This is a genomic window from Variovorax sp. SRS16 (assembly GCF_901827165.1).
Classification (GTDB): Bacteria; Pseudomonadota; Gammaproteobacteria; order Burkholderiales; family Burkholderiaceae_C; genus Variovorax.
Map to the genome: position 1 here is coordinate 563375 of NZ_LR594667.1, position 19574 is coordinate 582948.

Annotated in this window: 19 protein-coding genes; 12 read left to right on the forward strand and 7 right to left on the reverse strand. The window is 62.4% G+C overall.

Going from position 1 to position 19574, the window contains the following annotated elements; all coding sequences use genetic code 11:
• The first annotated feature begins 516 nt into the window (after positions 1 to 516).
• The 4 genes from E5P2_RS30830 (at position 517) to E5P2_RS30845 (ending at position 3969) form a co-directional block, all read left to right on the forward strand.
• Entirely contained in the window at positions 517 to 831 is a 315-nt protein-coding gene (locus E5P2_RS30830) for a helix-turn-helix domain-containing protein (protein ID WP_162570987.1), read from the forward strand.
• 14 nt (positions 832 to 845) lie between these two features.
• The gene (locus E5P2_RS30835) at positions 846 to 1442 is read left to right on the forward strand and encodes a thioredoxin domain-containing protein (RefSeq protein ID WP_162570988.1); all 597 of its coding nucleotides are present in this window, start codon (positions 846 to 848) and stop codon (positions 1440 to 1442) included.
• A 554-nt stretch (positions 1443 to 1996) separates the two neighbouring features.
• Positions 1997 to 3046, forward strand: a complete 1050-nt coding sequence (locus tag E5P2_RS30840) for a hypothetical protein (protein WP_162570989.1) — start codon at positions 1997 to 1999, stop codon at positions 3044 to 3046.
• Positions 3047 to 3177: 131 nt separating this feature from the next.
• Positions 3178 to 3969, forward strand: a complete 792-nt coding sequence (locus E5P2_RS30845) for a hypothetical protein (RefSeq protein ID WP_162570990.1) — start codon at positions 3178 to 3180, stop codon at positions 3967 to 3969.
• A gap of 13 nt (positions 3970 to 3982) precedes the next feature.
• On the opposite strand, the gene E5P2_RS30850 is transcribed toward E5P2_RS30845, so the two are convergent.
• The 3 genes from E5P2_RS30850 to E5P2_RS30860 all read right to left on the reverse strand — a co-directional run bounded on the left by E5P2_RS30850 (position 3983) and on the right by E5P2_RS30860 (position 5448).
• On the reverse strand, positions 3983 to 4246 hold the full coding sequence (locus E5P2_RS30850) for a hypothetical protein (RefSeq protein WP_162570991.1): 264 nt from the start codon (positions 4244 to 4246) through the stop codon (positions 3983 to 3985).
• Positions 4247 to 4308: 62 nt separating this feature from the next.
• The gene (locus tag E5P2_RS30855; protein WP_162570992.1) at positions 4309 to 4761 is read right to left on the reverse strand and encodes a hypothetical protein; all 453 of its coding nucleotides are present in this window, start codon (positions 4759 to 4761) and stop codon (positions 4309 to 4311) included.
• A gap of 294 nt (positions 4762 to 5055) precedes the next feature.
• Positions 5056 to 5448 carry a DUF4326 domain-containing protein gene (locus E5P2_RS30860; RefSeq protein WP_162570993.1) on the reverse strand — a complete coding sequence of 131 codons (393 nt, stop codon included), beginning with the start codon at positions 5446 to 5448 and terminating at the stop codon, positions 5056 to 5058.
• Positions 5449 to 5729: 281 nt separating this feature from the next.
• Here E5P2_RS30860 and E5P2_RS30865 point away from each other — a divergent pair, with 281 nt between their 5' ends.
• Positions 5730 to 6449: a Crp/Fnr family transcriptional regulator gene (locus tag E5P2_RS30865; protein ID WP_162570994.1), complete on the forward strand. Its 720-nt coding sequence runs from the start codon at positions 5730 to 5732 to the stop codon at positions 6447 to 6449.
• A gap of 113 nt (positions 6450 to 6562) precedes the next feature.
• A complete protein-coding gene (locus tag E5P2_RS30870; RefSeq protein WP_162570995.1) occupies positions 6563 to 7402 on the forward strand; it encodes an HDOD domain-containing protein in 840 nt (279 codons plus the stop codon).
• Between the two features lie 83 nt (positions 7403 to 7485).
• Here the strand turns inward: E5P2_RS30870 and E5P2_RS30875 are convergent, their stop codons facing one another.
• Positions 7486 to 9657, reverse strand: a complete 2172-nt coding sequence (locus E5P2_RS30875) for an ATP-binding protein (protein ID WP_162577709.1) — start codon at positions 9655 to 9657, stop codon at positions 7486 to 7488.
• Positions 9658 to 9852: 195 nt separating this feature from the next.
• Here E5P2_RS30875 and E5P2_RS30880 point away from each other — a divergent pair, with 195 nt between their 5' ends.
• A complete protein-coding gene (locus E5P2_RS30880; RefSeq protein ID WP_162570997.1) occupies positions 9853 to 11931 on the forward strand; it encodes a helicase C-terminal domain-containing protein in 2079 nt (692 codons plus the stop codon).
• Positions 11932 to 12195: 264 nt separating this feature from the next.
• Here the strand turns inward: E5P2_RS30880 and E5P2_RS30885 are convergent, their stop codons facing one another.
• On the reverse strand, positions 12196 to 12690 hold the full coding sequence (locus E5P2_RS30885; protein ID WP_162570998.1) for an H-NS family nucleoid-associated regulatory protein: 495 nt from the start codon (positions 12688 to 12690) through the stop codon (positions 12196 to 12198).
• Positions 12691 to 12929: 239 nt separating this feature from the next.
• Here E5P2_RS30885 and E5P2_RS30890 point away from each other — a divergent pair, with 239 nt between their 5' ends.
• The 5 genes from E5P2_RS30890 (at position 12930) to E5P2_RS30915 (ending at position 17308) form a co-directional block, all read left to right on the forward strand.
• On the forward strand, positions 12930 to 13328 hold the full coding sequence (locus E5P2_RS30890; protein ID WP_162570999.1) for a hypothetical protein: 399 nt from the start codon (positions 12930 to 12932) through the stop codon (positions 13326 to 13328).
• Positions 13329 to 13636: 308 nt separating this feature from the next.
• Positions 13637 to 14506, forward strand: a complete 870-nt coding sequence (locus E5P2_RS30900) for a hypothetical protein (RefSeq protein WP_162571001.1) — start codon at positions 13637 to 13639, stop codon at positions 14504 to 14506.
• Positions 14507 to 14871: 365 nt separating this feature from the next.
• Positions 14872 to 15495, forward strand: coding sequence for an HAD family hydrolase (locus tag E5P2_RS30905; RefSeq protein WP_162571002.1), 624 nt, complete (start codon positions 14872 to 14874; stop codon positions 15493 to 15495).
• Positions 15459 to 16157, forward strand: a complete 699-nt coding sequence (locus E5P2_RS30910) for a hypothetical protein (protein ID WP_162571003.1) — start codon at positions 15459 to 15461, stop codon at positions 16155 to 16157. The genes E5P2_RS30905 and E5P2_RS30910 overlap by 37 nt, the downstream gene beginning before the upstream one ends.
• Positions 16158 to 16453: 296 nt before the next feature.
• On the forward strand, positions 16454 to 17308 hold the full coding sequence (locus E5P2_RS30915) for a metallophosphoesterase (RefSeq protein ID WP_162571004.1): 855 nt from the start codon (positions 16454 to 16456) through the stop codon (positions 17306 to 17308).
• Between the two features lie 112 nt (positions 17309 to 17420).
• On the opposite strand, the gene E5P2_RS30920 is transcribed toward E5P2_RS30915, so the two are convergent.
• Positions 17421 to 18356: a DHHA1 domain-containing protein gene (locus E5P2_RS30920; protein ID WP_162571005.1), complete on the reverse strand. Its 936-nt coding sequence runs from the start codon at positions 18354 to 18356 to the stop codon at positions 17421 to 17423.
• A 52-nt stretch (positions 18357 to 18408) separates the two neighbouring features.
• Complete coding sequence (locus E5P2_RS30925; protein ID WP_162571006.1) at positions 18409 to 19518, reverse strand: hypothetical protein; 1110 nt, start codon at positions 19516 to 19518, stop codon at positions 18409 to 18411.
• Positions 19519 to 19574 lie beyond the last annotated feature (56 nt).

Here is a 19574-nt window from a genome sequence, read left to right on the forward strand (position 1 = left end):
GAGGAATGTCACCCGCTGATTCCATGAAGCCCCCCTCCCGCGCGACTGCGAGGAGGGCTTTTCTTCGAAGCTTGCTCTGCCATGGTGGGGCATCTCTCCGAGCAGCCACAGCCATGGCTAAGCCGTGCCGCTACACGCGACATGGCGAAAAACATTCAGTACCTGAAGAGGGTGGCACGTGCAGCGCATGCGGCAGACGCTACCGAAGAACTCTCGCCCGAGGCGCTCGAGGCCTTGTTGCTTCGCAGCGACCGGATGAGCGCTCCGGTCTTCAATGAGCTCACGACCAGGGGTTATTTGGTGGCAGAGCGCCGCGGGTGGTCCTTCTCGATGAAGGCAGAAGCATACCGTGCGGCAGCTCGTCGGCCAGCCGCGACCTAAAACGCATCGAGGGGGAGAGTGGCTACACAGCAAACCGGCACTGCTGGATGTTGAATCATTTTAGCCAATGGTGCGCAGTTTGATTTTAGACTATAATGCGTCCATTCCCAAAGTGAGATATAAGGCTTTTACCCCATGAAAGTGGACCAAAAAGCGCGCATGGACGAGGAGTTGCGAAAGCGCTTCCGCGGCATTGGCGAGGTACTTCGCTCGGCGCGCATGGACAGGAACATGACCCAAGAGGACGCGGCAGTTGCAAGCGCTTTGAGCAGGCAGACCGTGTCGCGCATCGAGCGAGGTCATCCTTCCGTTGCGTGGGGACAGGTTGGACGTCTCGCGCAGGTACTCGGGATGCCGCACCTCCTCGGAGGGGAAGACCCGTCGGCCCCTCACGTACACGGCCGCCGTGCTCGAGCACTGGCCACCAAAGATTCAAACAGCTCAACCTAAAACGCTTCGCTTCCATGAAACACCGCCTCAGCACCATCATCCTCGCCGCCGCAGCCTCCGTTTTCGCCCTGAGCGCCTGCGACACTTCCGTGGCGACGGCTGCCACCCCGGCCCCGGCGCCTTTCTCGACCACCGTCCAGGCCGCCTATGACTCCATCGCGGGCCAGACAACCGGCTTCACGCTGGGCGCGCCGCTGGCGGCCAAGGTGGCCTACGTGTTCTTCGACCCTCAGTGCCCGCATTGCGCCCACCTGTGGAACGCGGCCCAGCCGCTTGGCGCGAGCGCCCGTATCGTCTGGATTCCGATTGGCATGCTCTCGCGCGCCAGTGCACCGCAAGGCGCAACCATCCTCGGCGCGGCAGACCCGGCCAAGGCGATGACCGAGAACGAGACCAGCATCCTCAATCGCCAGGGCGGACTCACGGCAGACAGCGACGCCGTCGCGCGCTTCAAGGACAAGGTCGCGGCCAACACCGCACTGTTCAACAGCATGCGAGCGAAGGACGACGGCGTGCCGTTCATCGTCACCAAGGTCAATGGGGAGGTTCGCTCGCAGTCCGGCTCCCTGTCGACGCCTCAGCTCAAGCAGTTCCTCGGTCTTCCGAACTGAGCACGCAACTGGCTCGGCGCTCGGCCGAGTCTTTGCAGATTTCGCCCTTCGGGGCCTTTTCTGTTTCTGCCTCGCCAAAGTAGCCCGTGAAGTAGTTCACGCAGGTAGCCCTTAAGTGCTACCCGCCACCGGAAAACGAATCCTTTAGACGGACACGAAGTCACCGCCCTTTACAGTCGCGCCCAAGGGCCGGCATCCGTTCGGCCCAATCAACCAAGAGGGCGGACTGGATGATGCGTGCGATTCGATGTTTCGTAGCAGTGGCAATGGTCACGGCAATAGCAGCGTGCGGCGGAGGCGGGGGAGGGTCAAGCGGGGTTGGTGGCCTCATCGCGACGGGCCCCTCAGCGCCTGCGGCGAAGCTTACGACGGTCGTTGCAATCAACGGCGCGGAGGCTTCTGCGGCAAGTGACGGCCGATACCTTGTGCGCCCAGGCGACACCGTCGTCATCACGCCCAGCCAGGGTGCGACATGGTCGACCAAGGCTGCCGACCCCGGGTTTGTCCAACTGCGAAACCCTACAGCTGTCGACAACCAATGGTCGGCGCAGGTAGTGAATACGAAGGCGCAGCAGACGACCTATACGGTTACTGCGAACGCTGCTGGCAGCGACCTGAGTTCAGAGGTCGTCCTGGCGGTCATGGCAGGTGACGCACGCAACGGCGAGTTCCTCGTTTTTGCGACCAACGGTACGCAGCAAAAGCTATCCCTCAATCTCGACCTGAGCACCTACGAGCTGACAAACTCGGCCGGCTCGACCGTCACGGGCACGTTCAGCGCCCGCGCCGAGGAGCCCGGCACGTTTTCGTTCAAGAGCGCCCGGGTAGAAATCGCCGTGGACAACGCCCGCTTCCGGCTGACGGACGACGTGGTCGTCGGGTCCTTTCCCTTGGAGCTCGCGCAGGCGGGTCCATTCATCGCCTACTCCGTACAGCCGTTCGTTGCTGTTCGTAACCTCGTGACTGAGCAGGCCGGCCTGGAAGGGACGTACAACCGGTTCGGCATCGACCTGACGCCAACTGGACGGGATTCGACCATCCGTCAGGTCCAGGTCCTCCCCGGTGGCGCGGCCGTCCTGATGTGCGACGACATTGGCGTCAGGCGCATCGAGGCCTGCCCGCCCGCATCGGTTCTCACCTACGACGTGACGCCAGGCAACTCCGCTACGAGCTGGCGCATCACGAACAGGGCGAATCCCAACGACGTCGGCGCATTCGCTGTCGCTCGGGTGGGCAAGGAGAACGTGTACCTGGCAGCGGGCCTCAACAGCCAGGTCGCCAACATGTCGGTGTTCCGCATCGGGCTGCAAGACTCCGCGGCATGGCCGTACACGACGGCTCGAGGCGCCGACACCGCGGCCGGCTGGGTCAAATTCGTACTTGACGCGACGACATACAGCGCAGCCGTGACTCGCTACGACGGGTCCCAAGAAGCGCTCGCCTACGGGCTTATCGGCACCGGAACTGCCGGTCCGCAGGGCATGCGCATCGCCAACCAGGGGCCCGGTGGCCTCTGGGCTGTGCAAAGCGGCCAGCTGGCTGTTGTCGTCGGCGGGCGCGGCACCGCTCAGAAAGGCTTCATTCAGATTGGCCTGACCGACTGAAGCGCTTGTCTCGGAGAACGCCGCCGGACCTTCCTGGCGGCTTCATGCCGGTCGGAAGGGAAGGACGAGCCCGGCGTTCGCTACATGGGATAGGTCAACAACACAGAAAGCCTTATCCCATGCGTCAAGACATGCAGAAAGTTCTCTCCGAACACGGCCGAAGCGCCTCTCGCTACCGCTACGCCCCGTCCCGGGTCCGCGTGATTGACGGAGAAGTTGTTTCCCTCTCGCGCGAACCGATGCAGCTGCGCTATCGCACCGGCTACGGTCGGGCCGCGAAGGAGAGCTACCTCTCCTTCAAGCCGCTTCATCGCTTCCTGGCGAGCCGCATCGGTCAGCCCTGGGACGAGGTGCACTCGGAACTGCGCGGCCTCAAGGGCGCTCGTTCCGAGGAAGCCATTGCCCATGCCGTCGGCGACGTGGCCGTGAATACGTTCATCGACATCGATGGCGTCGTGAAGGTCACCACGCCCTACTACGGGGTGCAAATCGCGGCCGACTGGTACGACTTCTACGTTCACCCGACGTCGCGCTGCTTGCATGGCGGCACTCCGCGCCAATCCGGTCGCAAGAGCTGGGCGGAGCGCGCGGCCGAGGAGGTCGCGGCTCGCCGCCGCGACATCGACGCGTCAACTCAGGCACACCTCGTCGACGGCATCTGGTATGCCGTCAAGCTGGCACCGTTGGCGCCGCTGGTGCGCTACAGCCACCTGACCCCGCTTCCTTTCGCAAGGCGCGGACGGGTGTACGCAACGACGAGCATCGCCGACCCGAAGGTGTTTTGCGACGCTGTCCTTGGCCAGGCTGATGACTACCATCGCGGCAACCTCGAGAGGCTGTACGGCCGCAAGGACGTTTACGGTATCTCCAGGCGCCAGCTTGGCCACAAGGAGCTCGTGAAACTCGGCCTCGCCGCCGCGTAACGCAGCGCAACAGCTACTTCCACATGGACGGCTTCTTGCCGTCCATTTTTTCTGCGATGCAGTGGTAGTAGCAATCGGTACCTTCGACCGAGTCATAGCAGGCAATCACCTCGCAGCGGTCCCGGAATGCCGCCGGTGAATCTTCGGACAGGCCTAGCCGGTTCAGGAGTGCGGCCGCGACAAGCTTCTTTTCGTCCGCATCCAGGACCAAGGGGTCGGCCACGAGGGGAAGCTTGGATTCGTCTTCGACCATCATGAATCTGAGGGGTTTCTTCACGGAGGTCAACCTTCAAAAAGAGCCCGCAAAGGTAGCGCATCGCCCCGACGATTGCAATGCGCTTACGCCGCGTCTGCGACGCCGCGCGCGTGCGGCTCATGCCATTCAACGCGTTCCCACTGGCCAGCCTGCACAACCAGCGTGCCATCCTCGAGGCGCAGCGGCTGGTAGCTGGTGGTCACCCCGATAAACATCTTTTCCGGGCGGTCAAGCACAGCTTCGTCGGTGGCCCGCAACGCGACACCGCCGGCTTCGGGAAGCTTGCGCGAGTGCCGGCTGTTCGCCAATGCAAGGAAGGGGCAAACAGACATCGCGTAGCTTGCGCAGTCCGTGTGCATCGCCGCGTCCGTGAACACCCGATACTCATGGGACCGCGGTCCTCCGATGAATGCGAGGTGGCGGCCGAGAGGCTCACCGCACATCGCGCAAATGCGGCCAGTAACGACCCGGAGCCATCGCTTGACGTCGGTGACCCGGAAATCCGGAGCTCCATCAGGCTTGATGAGCACCGTCATCGGAATTGGGAAGCCTCTGGCATCCCGAGGACGCTTGGCCAGGCGCGCCGGGATGGGCGCCTCGAGAAGGGTGGCTACAGAAACGCGCATGCGAACTTTTTGGCTATAGGGCGCCGCATTTTAGCAACCCAGCGCCGTAAACCCGCGGCCTGCTTTTGACTGCGGAGCGGCCCGGGATGGGCGAGCACTTCCTGCCAGCACCAAACCCGTGCGTCGCGAGCGAGTTTGCGGTTTGTGACGTTGCGCACACCGGCCCGCAAAAGAGACACCGCGCCCATTTGGCGCGGTGAGGAATCAAAACAAGGAATCTTGCACGGGCGGCGCACCTTGACCGGCTTCGTCCCTAGGTGCGAGCTCGCGACCGAGAATGCGCCCCATTTGGGCCCGAATCAGCTCAGCGTGACAGCGGCGCGGGGCACACCAGCACTGGAGAGCAACGGCCTGGCCGCTTTGAACAAGCAGGGCCAAGCGTCGAATTTCTCGGGTCATGGGTCCTTCGCGCTCTTCGTCCAGGGCTCTCTCTCGCTCGAAACTCGCGATGGCCGCATCCCGGCCAGCGGCATCCAGGTGGTCCTTCAAAACCGCTTTGTTGCCAAGTACTGCGTTCGTGCGGTCCACAGCAACAACCAGTTCCCCATCTCGTGGGGGCGTGCCGCCTTTCCGCTTGCTGACAATGCGTACGTACATCAAACCTCCAATATTAAGCCTGACTCGTATAGAGATTGCCCTTTCGTGACGAAAGAGCGCAGCTGCCGGCCCGGACGTTCAGCGGGTGGTGGATAGGTCAGGTTTGCTGCGTTAGACTCTCCTCGCCCACCCTGAAAGGGATAGCTTTTTACAGGTTCCCGGGCGCCCCTCTGCGGTCACAGACGCTCGTTACGCTAGGGGAGCTTTTGCTCGGATGTCCGCGAACCAGGCTCCGTGCGCAACGATGCAGCGGCATGGGCCGCACGGAACGGAGGCACGGATTGTCCAAAGCGCTCTTGGGGCTACCCCAGGCCTTCTCGAATTTACCGGACCATGCACGCCAGAAGCTGGCAGAGAGCGCAACGGTCCGCACGTTCGCCAGGAACGAGGTCGTCATTCCGCCCGGACAGCTGTCTCCACCGGTGGTCGCCCTGCGCTCCGGACTTTTAGTCCTTTCCTTTACTGGCGATGTCGAGGGAGGCATCGCAAGCGACTTCGTCAGGCCGCTTGACGTATTCAGCGGGTCGACGCGATTGAGAATTTTTTCGTCCGGCACGTTGTCGGCTGTCAGCGCTTCAGCCGCAGTGCTGTGGCCCGTCGAAGCTTTCCGTGAGGCTCTTCTGTCCAGCGCCGACTTTGCGGTCTGGTATCTCGACGGCTTGGAGCGCCGCTTGGCCCATCACTATCTTCACCGCGCCCGCGTGGTCCATCTTTCAGGGGAAGCTCAGTACGCTTACTTCCTCTGGGCCATGTCAGAGCCGACGACGGACGGCCGCCGGCTCATGAAGGTGAAAATTCCCCAGCAACTCGTGGCGTCGTACCTGGGAGTCGGGCGAGAAGAAGTCAGTCGAAGAAAGACACTGCTCGAAAAGACCGGGCATATCAGTCAAACGAGTGCCGGCCTCGAGTTAATGGACTCCATCGTTCACTTGTTCTCGCTGGAGGACGCGGGGTCCCGGATGCCTGGGGAACTGCCATTCGTCACTGGCCTTGACGCATAAAGAGGCGAGTTACGTTTTAGATGCCATGCCCTGTAAGTAAATTGTGGGTGGGGCACACTACAGTTTTCCTTACCTCCTGCCGATATCCCCCGTGAGACACCGAGTTACCCGCCTTGACTGACCAGATGCCTGCCACAAGCCAGCCTATTCCCCTTCAAACCTCGGATTCCCGGATTCCTCCTCTGTCGGACGCCCTCTCTCGGCTGATGGGGCTCACGTCAACTGAGCGGACGAACCCTCGCACCTTCGAGCTGCTGACCCTGAAGGACCCGGCTGCAGTCGCGCGGCTCATTTCGCTGTCAAACGCCGCGGGGTACCACCGCAGCGGCAACTCAGTGAAGTCCGTTCGGGATGCGGTGAGAGTGATTGGCACGCGCGCCTCGTACGACGCGCTGCTGGCCATCTTCACACTCGACCTGGTCACATTCCCAACGCACCTGCAGCCGTTGCGAAACTTCCTGACCCGGCACATTTTCTCAGTCCTCGCGACCGCCCGACGCATCGCGCCCTACGCGTCGCCGGAGCACGTCGTGGCGGACCAGACGCACCTTGCGTTCGTGGCCATCGTGGACAAGCTGGGCATCGCCCTCGCCATGGGCCGCATGCACGGCGCGACGATGCCGGCGATGATGGCAGTTGCATCGGACTCCCGCCACTGGCTCCACGGCATGCCCGAGTTCGACGAGGCCTTCGAACTCAGCGCGCAGGTTGCCCGCAGTTGGGATATGTCAGAAGAAGTGCCTCAGGACCTGGAGCACCTTGCTCGGTGGGCGGAACACATGCCGGTCATGTCCAGCGCGTGCCATCACGTGCTCGCAGCGGAAGCGCTACTTGACGCCAAGAAGGGCATGGGCAATGACGCACTACTGGAAGCACCTTTCCGGGACTGGCCTGTCATTCAGAACCTGTTTACGCGCGGCGTCGACCCGATGTCCCTCGTAGCGGACTGGTAGCTTCGCGCCGGCGGCTGCCCACGCGCCCGGCTGGACGTGATGGCCAGCGGCAAGCACTAAGGCAACCTCCGGCTGCCTGCTGTTCAGACGACAGTCGTGCGGGGTGCCCCAGGCTGAGCCTGGGCCCTGGACTTGACTTGGCACTCGAGCTGAAGCTGGCCAATCCACTCGTCTGGCGACAGGCTCTCCCCGAGCAGGACACACTGGCGTTTGACGGTCGCAAAGTCGCCGGCACAGAGGTTTGGCATGAAGATGAGCTCCTCGCTCCACCGAGCCTTGTCCGCTTCGCTGATACCTTCCTGGGTCTCTCGCAGGCTGGCTTCGTTGAGGAACATCTCCCAGCGTTGCTCCGCCGTCAGGGCGAGGAACTGCAGTTTGAAAGTGAAGCGGCGCAGCGCGGCGGTGTCCAAGCCCTCGAAAAGGTTGGTTCCGAGTACAAAAATCCCAGTGAAGCGCTCCATGGCGGCGAGAAGTTCGTTCACCTTGGACACGTCGTGCGAGGCGTGAGCCTTGTTGCGGTCGCCCAAGAGCGAGTCGCCTTCGTCGAGGAAGAGAATTGCGTCTTCGCTTTCCGCCTCTTCGAACATCGCTGCAATGTTCTTTTCGGTCTCTCCAACCCACTTGCTCATGATATCGGACCCGCGCTTGGCCAGCAGCCGCTTGCCCAGCGTCTGGGCCAAGTACTCGACGTACTGGGTCTTCCCGGTGCCCGGTATCCCGTACAGGCAGATGGACCCCTTCGGAGTACGGGTCAGCGCGGTGAGAATCTGCTTCGGACCGAAGCGCCCCGCGCAGTTCAGGAAATCAAGGGAGTACTGCGTCACGCACTCCTTCGCCTTGGGCGAGGTGCCGCGCTCCAGGGCCTTCAGGCTGCGCTTGACGGCCTGCAGAAGCGCCGCTTCATACTCCGACGGTGTCTGCACTCCGAAAAGGCGTGCGGCGCGCATGCCGGCCTCCAGCTGGACGCCTGACACGTCCTCCAGCCGCAGCAGGGCTTCCTCGGTCTCGCGCGAAAGGTCCAGGCCTTTCACCGTGCGCTCCAGCTGGGCGCGCCGGTCTTCACGCCGCGCCTTCTGCAGGCCCGCGTGAAACACGAAACGGGACACCGTGTCTGGTGACAAGCTACTGACATTCGCCGACAGCCAGACCGTGGGCAAAGGATTTGACGTCAGTATCAGCTCATCGAAGGGCGCGACCTGCCCGGGGTCGACCTCGAGCCCGAACATCTTGGCCATGTAACCTGAAGGCTGCGCCTCCAGGATGGCATCCGGCCGGTCGAGCACGAGGAGGGCGGCCTTGTCGACCGTCGGCAGGCAGCGCTGGGCGATGTACGCAATGGTTGGCTCCTCGCCGTACGAGCTCTCCAGCTTGGCGAGACGATGGGCGTTCCTGTTGGTTCGCTCCACCAGCTCCCGCAGGACCCCCTGCTTGTCCAGGCCGCCGGCCCCGTACAACATCAGGTTGACGCCAGGCTCGGATGCATTCGCGACCAGCGCCGCGGCCAGGTCGAGGTCGTCGGAGGGCAAGCGGGCAGGGACGCCGGAGGTCGGGCGAAAGACGATGGGCTCGGTCAGCGTGCGGGCCAGCCCCTCGGGGGACTCGGCGAGGACGCGAATCCAGAACTCCGAGACGACTGGGTAGCGGTTCAAGGTGCCACGGGTGCGAAGCAGCCCCGAAAGGCGCAGCGGCGACGTTTCCGCCAGGGCACCTGCCAGTTCTGCGACGGACACACCAAAAATCCCTGCGAACACCTCAGGGGCGAGACGGTTGGACTGGTCCAGTCTCGACAGGATGGTGCGCAATTCGTCGCTAACGGCGGACGCAACGCCGAAGACGAGCAAATCGCGCTCGAGGTCAGTTAGCTCAAGGCAGTCCACCAGCTCCTGCACCCGATGGGAAAAGTTGTTCTTTGCCTTGTCGAGGATGAAATCGTAGTGCTTGCTGAACTTCCGCAGCGCCGCGTTCACGAGTTCCAGGAAGGCCTGTGGCTCGGCTGCGACCCAGTCGTGCACGGCAAGACCTTCCAGGATGCTGCGCATGTACTCGACGTCCCGGGATGAGGAATCCGTCGCGTAGTTCACCTGCTTGAGGAGGCTGCTCATGCGTTCCAGGTTCATCTTCTTGCCCCGTTGGGCCGTCTGGATGGCCACGACGTCAGCCGGCCACTCGAGCGCGGCAGCAATCGGTGCGTACCAGGCTGCGAAGACGACCGGATTGTGGACAAAGCGAGGCAGAAGGTCCGGTTGAGCTGCCATTCGCAGCAGCCAGAAGGGGAGCTGGGGAAGGTCGATGTGAGCTTGTGACACGAGGTGGCCTGTGAAAACGTGGTCAGGGAGATGCCGGCTGTGTAAGGCCAGCGTTTATCCGGCCGCCTCCCTAAAGGCCTCGTCGTTTAAGCGTCGTAGCTACAGGTGCCAGGAACAACTTTTCTCGTACCAAGGAAGAACAACATGACCACAATGACTTCGTCGAAGCGCGCTCACGCCTGGGTCGACGCTGCCTACGCGGCACTCTCCCGCGACCGCACCTTCCTGCTGCGCGACCAGCAAGTGGACCTCTCGAAGGCCGTCGCTGACGCATTTCTCACCGCGGTGCCCCTGGCTGCGGAGGCCCCCACCGGCACCGGCAAGACCATCGCTTACCTCATCGGCGCACTCGCGGCGTCCGATGTGCTGGGCGAAAACCCGGTCCAGCCCCTCGTGGTCTCCACCGCAACCAAGGCGCTGCAGTCGCAGCTGTTTGAAAAGGACCTGCCCGCACTCGTGCGCGCAGGGCTCGTCATGGCGAACGACGTCGCCCTCGCAAAGGGCAAGGGGAACTACCTTTGCCTTACGCAGGCGGAGGAAATCCGGGACCTGCTGAACGCGGATGGCCAGGAGACCTTCATCGACGACGCTGCCGCGGCGGTCGACCCCGACCAGCTCGACTTCATGGTCGACCAAGCCAACGCTCGTCGCTGGGATGGTGACTTTGACACCTGGACGCACGGCCGCCCGAAAAACGTACGGTCGATTGCAGTGTCCTCGGACACTTGCACCGGCAAGAAATGCAGCCGCTACAAGGATTGCACCTACTTCCGCGCTCGCGGCCGCCTTGGAGGCGCACGCATCATCGTTGCCAACCACGACCTCGTCCTTCGCGACCTGCTGCTCGCGGTGGACGGCGAAACGTCGGCGCTGCCGGTGGCCAACTACTACATCATCTTCGACGAGGGGCACCACCTCCCGGAAAAGGCGATTGCAGTGGGCGCGCGCGAAGCGGACCTGGCCTCGTTCCTGCGGGTTCTGCCCAAGCTGAGCGGGATTCAAGCCATCCTCAAAGGTAGCCCGGAGCTCACGAAACAGCTGGGCGCGTACAACGTGCACATCGACGACTTCGACCGCAAGCCCATTGGGGGCCCGCTGGACGAGCTCACGACGCTGCTCAACGACATCGAAGTGGACCCCGACACGGCGCAGCGTCGCTTCATGAAGGGCGAATTGCCTCCGAACGTGGAGCTGCAGATGAAGGTGCTGCTTGCAGCCATGATGCCAGCCATGCTGGTGACGGCGGGTACGCTGGCCGCGCTGCGCGAGCTCACCGGCCTGCCCAAGCCAGTGGAAGACAAGGCCACCGACCTCGGTCGGCGCGCCCTGGACGTTCACCGAGCGTTCAAGGAGCTTTCCGAGTGCATCAGCATGATGGTCGCCCCTGGGCGGCGTGTGAAGTGGCTGTTCCGCAAGGACAAGGCACTCTCGCTGCACTGCTCGCCGCTGGAAGGCGCTGACGTGCTCGGCCCGCTGCTCTGGCAGAGCGCCCGCACAAAGGGGGTCGCTATCGTTTCCGCAACGCTGCGCGACATCGGCGGGTTCTCTCGCTTCAAGTCGCGCGCCGGCATGCCGGACAAGTCCAAGACGATGGTGCTGCCGTACACGTTCCCCTACAGGAACAGCACGCTCACCGTCGCCGGAATGAACGCAACGCCGAAGATGGCGGAGCGCAAGATGTTCATGGGCGAGCTGGCCCTGAAGCTGCCGACGGCCATCGACCGCAAGGAAGCGACTCTCATCTTGTTTCCAAGCTGGGCGATGCTCAAGGAGTTCGTGCCGAAGCTGCGCTATCAGTTCGGCGAGGACGCAGTGCTGGTGCAGGGCGACAATGTGGTCCCTGTGCTGCGCAAGATGCACACCGACCGCGTTGAGGCGGGCAAGGGAAGCATCTTGGTTGGCACGGCAACGTTGGCGGAAGGTCTCGACCTCCCTGGCAAGCTGTGCGAGCACGTCATCATTGTGTCACTGCCGTTCGCGGTGCCGACCAATCCGGTGGAACAGGAACTGTCCGACCTGCTCGGAAAGGAATACTTCTCGAAGCGCAGCTTGCCGGACGCCATGGTGAAGCTCGTACAGATGGTGGGTCGCCTCCTGCGTCGTGAAACCGACCGCGGCCGCGTGACCGTCTTCGACCGCCGGCTGGCATCCACCAGCTACGGCCGCCAGATGCTGGAACAGCTTCCACCGTTCCAGAAAATCATTGAAAAACTGGCCGCCTAAAGGCTTTCTTCAACCGCCCGAGACATCTCGGGCGGTTTTTCTTTGCGCAAGTGTCTTACACGCAGCGGATGAATTCCCGCCATAAACAGCGGCGAATGAACATCTATGTCATCGATGACCATCCGATGATGCGCGAGGAATCACGATGGTCCTGCGGCGCCTGCGCCCTGGCGAGAGCATCGTCGAGTTGGACCGTTTGGACCAGCTAGCCCCTGCAGTCAGCGCCAAAGGCCAGCCGGACAGCCTGAAATCGCTCTGAGGCCATCAGGCCTTCTGCGCGAAATCGTCCAGGGACTTGCCTGCTTCCAAAGCTTCGCGCAACCAACGGGGGCGCGGGCCCATACCCGACCAATTGTTGCCTGCATTGTCGCTGTAGCTGACCTTCGCCTGGCGCTTCTTGCCTGCTTTTGACAACTTCAAAGAAGCTGCCTTCTTTGGCGCACCGGCAGTAGCAAAGTCCGCAAGCGACTTCCCCGAGAGAAGGGCCTTTTTCAGCCAATCAGGGCGCTTACCCATTCCTCCCCAGGTGTTGCCGTTCTCGTCCGCAAACTTCGCCACTCGAGCGCCAGTGCGCCCCTTGACTGCCTTCGTCGACTTAACGCCTTTGCCGCCAAACAACTGTTCCGCAGTAAGTCCATAGTGTTCAATTGCTTCCCGGATGCGGGCAACAACGCCCCCGACTTCCTTCTCGCGAACGCTGTCGGCTTGTCGTTGAAGCGCAGCAATTTGCTTTTGGAGTTGGCTGTACGTTTGAGTCATTGGTGTGAAGAATCGATATTTCAGAGTCTTAGACTCTATCGCGATTTTTGGTTCGATGTTCAGGGGAGCGTAGTAAAGCTGTCGTGGAGTCGTTCTAGCACCAGCAAGTAATGAATTTGCGACGGCGCTAGGAGAGTTGGGGAGCTGCAAGACGCGCAAATCGCAATGACCGGAACGTAAGTTGCGCTTTAGCCTCTGGTAACGTATAATTGACCCCACACACTTAAACGACAGCCGAGGTGTTCGGCACCAAGAAGAACAACATGCCCCGCATTCGCAATCTCGCCCAACTTGATGACGAGAGCCTGAACCTGGAAGTTGTCCTCGAAGAGGCGCCCACCTTGTGGGAAGACCTGCTTCGCAAGGGCTACGAAGTCACGATGCCCGATATGCTCGGCTTCAGTGCGCCGCATGACATCAGCTGGTTCATCGAAGTGGGCGAGTCGAGAACCACCGCCTACATGTGGAGCCAGCGCGCCCGCGCTCGTGTCGGCAATCGCTTCATCGTGGACGGTGCCCCGGCAGCTGCTGTCGCCGAAGCGCAGCGGCTTCTCGAAGGGGTGGCGATGGAGGAATCCCTGTCGGGCGCGCCGCTGTATGCCGGCGTACCGGTCGATGAACATGTCACCGTCGCCTGAGCACACTGCCCGGCTCGCATCGTTGGGTAGCCACCTGCGCGACCTGCGCCAGCAGAGCTCGCTTCGGCGCCTGGCCGAAAGCACGGGCGTCTCCAAGCCTACGCTTATCGCCGCGGAACGGGGAGGGGACCTGCAGCTATCCACCCTCCTCCGGCTCCTTCAGGCGCATGGCCGGCTCGCCGAATTCGACCGGTTCGTCGCTACCCTGGCAGTTGGTGAGCACCAAATCGGCGAGCCTGCCTGATACAGCATCCTGAGCGCGCGCTTTCGCTATAGGGGAGGTAGCAACTCTCAAGGAAAGCTCGAGCATGCGAAAAGGAAACAAGCCTCGTTTGGTCGTGAACAGCTCCGGGGCCTTGGTGGCAGTCGCCACAGGTTCTGACGCAACGACCGAGCATCAAGGCGGCATGGATGCCCTGAGTGCGGCCCTGACGGAAGGGCCCGGCGTATCCCGTCTGGCGCTTGCTCAAAGGCTTCGCAAGGATGGGCGGCTCCACTGCCCAGACCTGATGGCAACCAAGCGCATTGTCCGGGACCTGGCCAATGTCGTCTACGAAGAGCGCCTGGTACAGGGCGAGCCGGCGGCTGCCCTGGTGTACATCGCTGGCAAGCGCGCGGCAGCCTTCGGCAATTCGTTCATCGATGCGGAGCTTAGGCTCAATGTCGTGGGCGATTCGACCGGCCTGGGCGGGGCGTGGGATGAACGCAGCTTTGGCATCAAGGTGAAGGGGCAGGAGCGCGTGAAGCAGCTGCGTGCTTTCGCGCAGGCCGTGAAGGCTGGCAGAGCCATCTTCGCGGGGACGTTCCTCGAAGGGGAGGGTCTCCTCGGCCTGAGCGGCGTCATCATCGCGATTGAGGACCTCTTGGAGCCGCGGCACAGGGAAGCCATGGCGAAGGCCCAGGCCGCGTTTGAATCCGATGTGCGGCTGCATGCCAACGGCCGAGCAGATGAGCTGCTTGCAAAAGCTCGCACCCTGCAGCACCGCAGCATCTTGCATATCTGGCCCATCTGGAAGGACGGCGTGGTTGACGGGGAGGTCATTTACGCCATGAACCCTGGGTTCAATGTGGACGCGGACTACTGGGGGCCCTACAGCTTCGACCAGCTGAACCAATGGCTGGAGGCCGGCGCTGTAGCACCATTGCGCGCGAACAAAGTCCAGCTGGCTGCTGCGTAATTCGAAACGACCCAAGAGCACCTTGCTCTTGGGTCGTCTTCTTTCGTCTCAAAACAGCCGGCTCATATTGGGGACCAATAAGAGCCGGCTCTGCCTAACCTCGCCGGCAAGAAGACCTCGCCGAGGCTAGGCATCTCAGTGTTGCCATTGCTGAATGGGCCAGTGTAGTAGGCAGCGCTGCCGACCACAAGCCCGAGCAGAGAACAAAAAAGCAGCCCCTGAGAGGGGCTGCGGGAATGATGCTTTCAAGCCGAGACGAGCGGTCACCTCGGTCTCCAGAAGCCTCCGGCCCTGACGTGGGCCCTATAGGGCGAATGGACGGTCCCTAGACCTAGAAGGCACCCAATCCCTTTGAAGGAACCTAGATGACTGAAAACAATGTGCTCGCCATCGACTGTGATGGCGTCAAGCTGGACTACAACGCCACCTACCCGCGTGTCTGGCGCGCAGCGTTCGGAAGCGACTTGCCCCGTGTGCGAGACAACTGCTACCACGCTTCCAATGAATACGGCGTGGCCTTCCGTGACCAAGCTCAAAAGGAGCAGTTTTTCGATGCGTTCGACGACCGATTCTGGTCGACGATGGAGCCTCTCGAGGGCGCCGTTGAAGGCGCCAAGCTGCTCTCGGCCGCGAGCTGGCGCATTGTCTGCGTAAGCTCGATGCCCAAGAAGTACGCCGGCGCGCGACACCAAAACCTCCAGAAGTTGGGGTTTCCTGTGGAGCGCGTCATTGCCACCGGCCGCGGTGATGACCACCGGAATCCCAAGCTCGACGCCATCGCCGACTTGCAGCCCGCTGCATTCGTCGACGACCTGCTCGAGAACTTCGACGGCATCTCAGAACGCGTGCATCGCGCCTGGGTCGACTACCAGAACGTCGATTCTCCCAACAGGGGCCTTGAGGGCAAGTACCCTCACGATAGCGTCCATCGCTCGCTCTTCGAGTTCGCCGCATGGTGGACGCAGCATCGCAGATTGCCAGCCTTCTGATTCACGGCCGCCTCGTCTTCGAGGCGGCCGTTCCTTTCTTCCGCAATAGCCGAGGGACCCGATGTCCCTATAGGCGACAGGACAACATCAACCTCATCATGAGCTACATCGATACCATCCCTCACAAACGCGTCGGCACGCTCGCGGGCTATCCGGTCTACCACTCCAACGCCACCGTCAAGGCGGCGCGCGGAGCATCCGATTTCGGTTGCACCCCCTCCAACCTGGTGCTGGGCGGCGGCTCAGGCGAGCACCCAGGTCTCGTCGTCCACAACTTCGACTACCTGGTTTCGCAGTACCTGCTCCTTCGAATGGAGCAGCTCGGAAATCCGCCGCATCCGAATGGCTTCAGCCCCGCGGAGGACTACTTCGGCAGCAAGCTCGACACGAATCTCGCGAATTGCTTCGAGTTCTGCGGCTGGGGTGTCGAGCAAGTTGCGGAGTTTCTCCGACGTTGCTCAGGCCACTTGGTAGCACGGCCATACGCGGCAGAGCTCGACACAAGCTTCGAGCATTGGCTTGCTTACAGCTTCGGTGAATACGCCTGGTCTCGCCAGCCGAATTTAATGTCAGGCATGTTCGAGCGCCAAGCCACCCAGCTGCTGTTTACGTACAAGAAGCTCTTCGCCGGGGAACAGTTCTCCAACTTGGTTCCAGCGTAGGGCTCGCCCTTCATTAAGCACCCCTCCGCGGGTGCTTTTTCTTGGCCGGCGCATCCGGCGGGATGGCCACGACGCCCGCCAAATGCAAAAACCCCTGTCGGTGAGGACAGGGGTTTTGCGCCCAGGACAGTTCGAAAGTGGGCTGCGTATTCCACAGCGTGAAAGCATTATAGCACGGCAAGGCTGAAACGCCAAAAGATGCGTTTTAGACGTTCAATCTAGGGTCAGGCAGACAACGAGGGACCTGGGGAAAAGGGTTAAAGCCGGTCGCTTTACGTGGAATTGGATTCCACGTAATGACCGACAAATACCGCATCTTCCCTGGCGCCCCATTTGCCGCCATCGGCACAAATAGCCGAGCGGGTGGCAGGGACTTCATCGTCTCAGACATCCACGGCCGTTACGCGGAGCTGGTTGCAGAGCTGGTCGCCGTGCGATTCAATCCGTCGCGCGACCGGCTGTTCTCGGTAGGGGACCTGGTCGACCGCGGGCCGCAGAACCTGGACTGCCTCGGGCTGCTGCGCCAGCCTTGGTTCAAGGCCGTTCTCGGAAATCACGAGGGCTTGCTTCTGACTCGCCGGGCAGGGCGACCATCCCGCTACCACAGCATCCTCGATGCCTACAACCCGCGGAACGGAACGGGCTGGCTCGACGGGCTGTCCCTCGCCGACGAAGTCGAGCTGAACTCGCTCATTCCGTTGCTCGAAGCCTGCCCCTTGGTCATGCGCGTCGCCCACGAAGCAGGGGAATTCAATGTGACACACGCGCAGCTGACTCGCGACCGCACCTCCGGCTTCATCAGAGAGGAGCACCTGCTGGATGAGCAGTTGCTCGAGTACGCCGAACCCTTCCTCACATGGGGTCGCGCCCTTTGCGGAGAGGGCCGGCGCGCACACAAAGCGCTGACGGTGGACCTTGGCGACGGCGAGGTCCTCGAGGTCACAGGTAACCCCTTTGAGCCCGGCGTTGCGCTCACTTACTGCGGACACAACCGGCTCAAGCGCAGCCTGCTCCACCGCTCCCACTTCCACTTTGACCGTGGTGCGGCCTACATGGGCCCGGGCGAACGGGTGCTGGTGCTGGAACACGCGGATGTGATGCGGCGTCTTGAGCTGGCGGGCGTCAAGGCCTGGCCAAAACACACGCCCTGAACGCCAAAGTCGCCCCCGGAGCTGGGGCCAGGTTGCTGCTGCCGATGTTGGCCGGCGGCAATAGAAAAGCCCCTCGCTCGCCGGGCCGTAGCTGGGGAGGAGGGGCTCAAAATCAGCTTGCCGGCGTAGGGTTCAGTACGCCTGCAACCAGGTCGGTGATGCGGGTAGCCGGAAGGCGCAGCGCCGCAGCCTCCTTGTGACCACCGCCGCCGAAAGCCTCCGCCAGCGCCCGAACGTCGAAGCCGCGGACGCCCCGCAGCGAGAGCTTCAGCTGGCCGGTGTTCTCGAGTGTCCAGACGGCTGCGAAAGTGCCCGCTTGCTTGGCAAGCAGCGCGCCAACATCGCTGGCGAGTTCCCGCGGCCCGCACACCATCAGTCCCTGGTGCCCCATGACGCTGACCGGCACGGCCTCCTTGGCGATGGTCGCGACAATGGCGTCAAATTTCTGGCACATTGCCTGGCCGGCCGCCATGAACGTTGCGCGCTCGCCCTCGTTCATCTGCAGCACCCGATTCCACGTCGGAAAATCCATGGGAAGCGAGTCGAGCTTGGCGAGGAAGTGCCGCGTGTGGTCCCCGAAGTGCCAGAGCCACAGGTCACGGTCTTCGACGAACTGAACAAGTTCAGGCACATCGAACTGACCGTGAAAGTACTCCCACGCGAGGCGGGCGCCCGACTTCGAGATGTCAAGCGCCGTGTGACTGCTGTGCCGGTGCACGGTCGCAGGCTCGGATGCACCAGCCTTGGCGTCGCGCACGAGGCGGACCTTCCCGCAGGTGCACTTGTAGCCCGCAAGCTTGTCGATGGCGGTCTGGTGGTGGTCGAGAAGCACGACGCGTGTTGCGACAGCCTCCAGGGCCTCGACCTGTTCGCGCGGGAACGAGAAGTCGACGATGTACACGGCCTTGCCGGTGACATCCGGGGGCGCCATGCCGTATTGGTACGGCAGGTAGTCGGCGGTATCCCGTAGCTTCAGCCAGGCAGCAAGCGCTGCGGCGAAACCATCTGGACAGTCCGCGTGGTAGATGACGATGTTTTGTTTGCTCATGAGTTCCTTTGAGGGTTGCCTTCTTCGTATAGGGCAGGCCCCCGCGGACCGCCTAAATCGCGGCTGCCTCCAGCCGGTCGTAAGGCACCGGGTGCTCTAGCGGGTCCGCGTACTGCGTCATAAGCTCTTCGAAGTCGTATATGCCCGAAGCAAGGAGGTGCTCGCTCTGGTAGTGCACTCTGAGGTTGATGCCAGGCACCTTGGCAGCCTCGTCCTTCCAGACGAGCTGCGAGTGAAAGCGCTGCTGAATGCCCTGCTTGTTCAAGCCCCGCAGCAGGCGGATGGACCACTCGCGGGCAGCGGGCTGCTCCTCGTACACCGTCAGCTCCGGATGGGCCCGCACCGGGCCGGTGCCAGCAATCCATGCGTCAAGGTCAGCGACCGTGTACCAGCCGTAGCGCGCTTTGTGGGAGTAGTGAGGGGACATGAAGAAGACCACCCCCTGCTTGCGTTCGTCGGCCCAATCCGCACGAATGCTGTCAACCCGCATGCCCGCGGCCTTGAGCCGAACTTCGATGCCGGTCGCCTCGGCCGCCAGGGACAAGGCCTTCGCGTCTGCGTAGCGCGTGGCCGCAGCGGCTTTGTCGTCAGCGGTGAGCGCCCCGAGAATGGCAAAGCTCAGGCCACCGCGCAGGAACGAGTGAGACCAGGGCATCGCCAGGACAACGTCCTTTCGCTGAATTGCTTCGTGAAGCTCGCGCAACCGTGCGATGTTCTCGGCGCCGCGTACATGGATGGCAAACCCATTCCGATTCCAGGCGGTCATGAGGTCATCGCGAGCCTTGGCGCCGAGCTTCTGCGGGTGGTCGGGCCAGAATTCGGTGTGCGTCTCGCGAACGAGCTCCATTGCCTGGGTGCGGGGCCGACCCGGCGGCAGAGCGGCCAAGTCGCAGCTGTACATCAGCAGCGCGGCAGGATAGGGCTTGAACCGCTTGTCCTTGGACCGACCCTCATACTCGATGTACGCCAGTAGGTCGGGAACGACCTGGATTCGGTGGTCTTCGACTCCCTGCGGAAACTGCGGCAGGGCGATGCCCAGCGCGGCCATCAACGGCTTGACGCCACAGCCGTGCTCAGCGCAGTGGTCGAAACCGAGGCTCAAGCCCTGAAGGGTTCCGCCCTCCGAGAGCAGCCAATTCTTTGAGGTATACGCAACACGCATGATTCAATGCCTTCATTCAGGTCAGCGCGTCAATAAACTGACGCATATCCGGCTTT